Genomic DNA, 359 nt, shown 5'->3' with positions numbered 1-359 from the left:
GTGCTGGTTGCACTGGAGGTGTTACCCGCCGCATCAGATTGTGTGGCGCTGACGGTGAGCGTGCCATTATTAAAGCTGCTGACATCAAACTCACTACCACTGATAGTCCATGCCCCAGAGCCATCGGCCGTCACAGTCCGTGATAAGTTATTCGCGCCATCGCTGATGGTCACACTGACGCTGGCATTAGCTTCTGCGCCAGAGCCGGTGATCAATACACTGCCATCCTCTACGGCATTGATCCGGCCATCAACCTCAATCGGGGTGCTTATCGTCAAGGCATTCGGTGCTGCGTTATCTAAAATCACTGAGGTGCTGGCTGCACTGGAGGTGTTACCCGCCGCATCACTTTGTGTGGC

Annotated in this window: 1 protein-coding gene; it reads right to left on the bottom strand. The window is 54.9% G+C overall.

Features of this window, described 5'->3' with window-relative positions; genetic code table 11:
- On the bottom strand, positions 1-359 hold a 359-nt coding region (locus H5162_RS21585), incomplete at both ends, for an Ig-like domain-containing protein (RefSeq protein ID WP_220493650.1).

The sequence above is a fragment of the Pseudoalteromonas sp. SR41-8 genome, from assembly GCF_014163915.1.
GTDB classification, from domain to species: domain Bacteria; phylum Pseudomonadota; class Gammaproteobacteria; order Enterobacterales; family Alteromonadaceae; genus Pseudoalteromonas; species Pseudoalteromonas rhizosphaerae.
This window is presented reverse-complemented; position numbering and strand designations above follow the sequence as displayed.